1 pseudogene is annotated in these 3,428 nt (G+C 42.3%); it reads left to right on the forward strand.

Annotated features, from left to right (window positions below):
- Positions 1-3,428, forward strand: a pseudogene (locus VB654_RS17000) (SDR family NAD(P)-dependent oxidoreductase); the annotation flags it as partial.

Genomic DNA, 3,428 nt, shown 5'->3' on the forward strand with positions numbered 1-3,428 from the left:
TATAGCTGTAGCATTAAATACTCACCCTCAAAAAGATAGCGATCGCACTCTCCGAGAAGCTGTTGTACAATTACGTGTCGCTGGTTTGCCTCTGCTGAACTTAGACCCTTATGAACAGTCGCGCCCAATTCCAGCCCAGCCGGAAACTAATCTTTTGAATGTGCGCTTAAATAGCACTAATTATGTCTCGGACAAGACCAAGCAGTTGTTTGAAAAGGCTCTACAAAATGGACATCAAGCAAAACTGCCCGTTAGTAATGGTCATCACTCCACAACACCACATTTGATTACTTCTGAGAACTTGGATGGTCGAGCCAGATATACAGAGAAAGTAGCAGTCAATGGTCAAACTAAATCTATGAAAAACGGGAAATTAGATGAACAAGACATCAAGCCTAAACAAACTGATTCGGAAGCATCTGTAAATTACCAGAGAGCCATAGATAACTTAGAATACACTCTGATTGAATTCAATCGCCATCAACGTCACATTTTACAGGTTCATGAACAGTCGTTGCAGCATCAAACAGAATATACTAAGACCTTCTTCGGGTTAATGGCACAACAGCATATTTTATGGGGAGATGGTAAATTTATTGAGCAACAACCGCAAACCCAGCAATATGCTATCTCCAGTTCAGAGCGCAGCATCATGCGATTCCACGAACATCAAGCTGACAGCCTCCGCATTCATGAACAGTATCTGAAATATCAGCAAGAATATACTAATAACTTCTTCCAATTAGTCCAGCAACATCAACTGCCGCTTTGTGATGATACCACACCAAACAGTTTGATTCCGTCGTTCAAATATCAAGATAGTTCGACTATTCCCACATACCCAGAATATCAGCCTATTCCAGTTACCGCTACTCATGGCAATGCTAAGGTGAATGGGAATGGTAACGGTAACGGCTCACACCATCAAACAACACAAGTTTTAGACATTGTTGCACCCCTAGAGAATCAAACTGCAACTATAGTAACCGCACCACCAATCGAGATTGATGCAGTCACCCTCAGTCAAACCCTGCTGACTATTGTTAGTGATAAAACAGGCTACCCCAGGGAAATGTTAGAAATGTCGATGGACATTGAAGCTGATTTGGGGATTGATTCCATTAAACGGGTGGAAATTCTGGGCGCATTATTAGAGCTATACCCCGATTTACCTCAGCCAAATCCTGAAGATGTGGCTCCACTGCGTACCCTGCAAGAAATAGTTGATTACATAGAAAAAACTGCGGAAGTGTTAGCAACAGGAATACTATCCACGGGAGAAGAGGCTGGGGAGCAGGGTGCAGGGTGCAGGGGAGAAGAGGCTGGGGAGCAGGGTGCAGGGTGCAGGGGGGAAAGAGTAGGGAGCAATGCCTCTGTTTACAAACACTCGCTCATTCGCCGCAGTCCTGTTAAACTCAAATTTCTTCCTGAACCTGATGTTTTAGATTTTACTAAACCTCCACAGCATATCGCTTTGCTCACTGATGATGGTTCCCTGACGACAACGAAACTAGCTGAGGCCTTAAGTAAGCGGGGCTGGAAAACCGTGGTTTTAAGTTTTCCTCAAACCCTGATTGGTAAACAATCGCCTTTACCTGAGCATATCAATCGTGTAGTGCTGTCGGATTTGAGTGAGGAGCATTTGCAACAACAGTTAGCTGCGATCGCTTCGGAATATGGTAAGGTGGCTACATTCATTCATCTCAATCCCCCAAGTCTGCAAAATAGCAGTAGTCATGTATCCTATCTGGAAACAGAGAAATCAATTCTGCGTCACGTTTTTCTCATCGCTAAATACCTCAAAGCATCGCTAAATCAAGCAGCAGAGCAAGGACGCAGTTGTTTCTTGACTGTGGCTCGTCTAGATGGCGAATTTGGACTAGGACAAAAAACTAACTTTGGTGCAATTAGTAGTGGTTTATTTGGGTTAACCAAAACAGTTAACCAGGAATGGGAATCTGTATTTTGCCGCGCCTTAGATATCAGCCCTGATTTAGATGCTCAAACTTCTGTAGACCATATCCTCGCTGAACTTCAGGACTATAATCGCTTGGTTGTGGAAGTGGGATATAGTTCACAAGGACGCACAACCTTAATTTGTGAACCAGAATTAGATGATATTTTTGATTCCCCAATTCCTCATCCCCAATCTCAAGTCTTTCTCGTTAGTGGGGGCGCAAAGGGAATAACAGCTAAATGTGTCATCGAACTAGCACAGCGTTATCAATGCAAATTTATTCTCTTGGGTCGTTCTGCTGCTGAAGCAGAACCTGTATGGGCTGAGGGTTACGTTGGGGAAGCAGAATTGAAAAAGCGAATTATGGAGGATTTCGTCGCTAAAGGAGATAAACCTACACCTACAATGGTGCAGCAAAAGTTTCAGACTATTGCATCTAGACGGGAAATAGCCGCTACCTTACAAGCCATTGCACAGGCGGGTGGACAGGCAGAATACTTGAGTGTGGATGTCACCGATACAGTTATGCTGGCTGAAAAAGTCGCTGGTGCTGTGGAACGTTTGGGTGCAGTTACAGGGATTATTCATGCTGCTGGTAATCTTGCTGATAAGCCGATTGAGAAAAAAACAGTCCAAGATTTTGAAACGGTTTACGCTGCTAAGGTTAAAGGTTTAGAAAACCTGCTCCGGTGTATATCAACTAGTGAACTGCAATATTTAGTTCTATTTTCCTCGGTGGTGGGTTTTTACGGAAATGTGGGACAATCTGATTATGCGATCGCTAATGAAATTCTCAATAAATCAGCCCATCTCTTTCAACGCAACCATCCTAATTGTCATGTAGTCGCCATTAATTGGGGTCCTTGGGATAGTGGCATGGTATCTCCACAATTAAAAAAGGCTTTTGCTGAACGCAATATTGAAACTATTTCCCTAGAAACTGGGGCGCAAATGTTAGTTTCTGAACTAAAACAACAAAATAAACCAACTACACAAGTAGTAATTGGTAGTCCGCTTTTCTAAACCCCAGGAGCATTAAACCCAGAATTAAAGAGTTTTCGTATCCAGAGGCAATTAACATTAGCAGCAAATCCATTTCTACATGACCATGTAATTGTCGGTAAACCAGTTCTTACCGCCACTTGCGCCCTTTCCTGGATTGCTAATGCCTGTGAACAACTTTATCCAGGTTATAAATTCTTTAGTTGCCAAAACTTCAAAGTTTTGAAGGGAATTATCTTTGATGGCAATCAAGCAAATGAATACACTTTAGATTTAGTAGAAATTTCTAAATCTGACCACCATGAAATCGAATTTCAAGCTAAAATATGGAGTAAAAATTCTGGTAAGATCCGTTATAATTTCAGTAGCAATATTAAATTACGGCGGCAAATTCCAGTAGCTCCCACTTATGAGTTATTTAACCAGGAGCGCACCAACCCCGATATCAGCACATCATTTTATCAAAACC

The sequence above is a fragment of the Nodularia sp. UHCC 0506 genome, from assembly GCF_034931045.1.
Lineage (GTDB): Bacteria > Cyanobacteriota > Cyanobacteriia > Cyanobacteriales > Nostocaceae > Nodularia.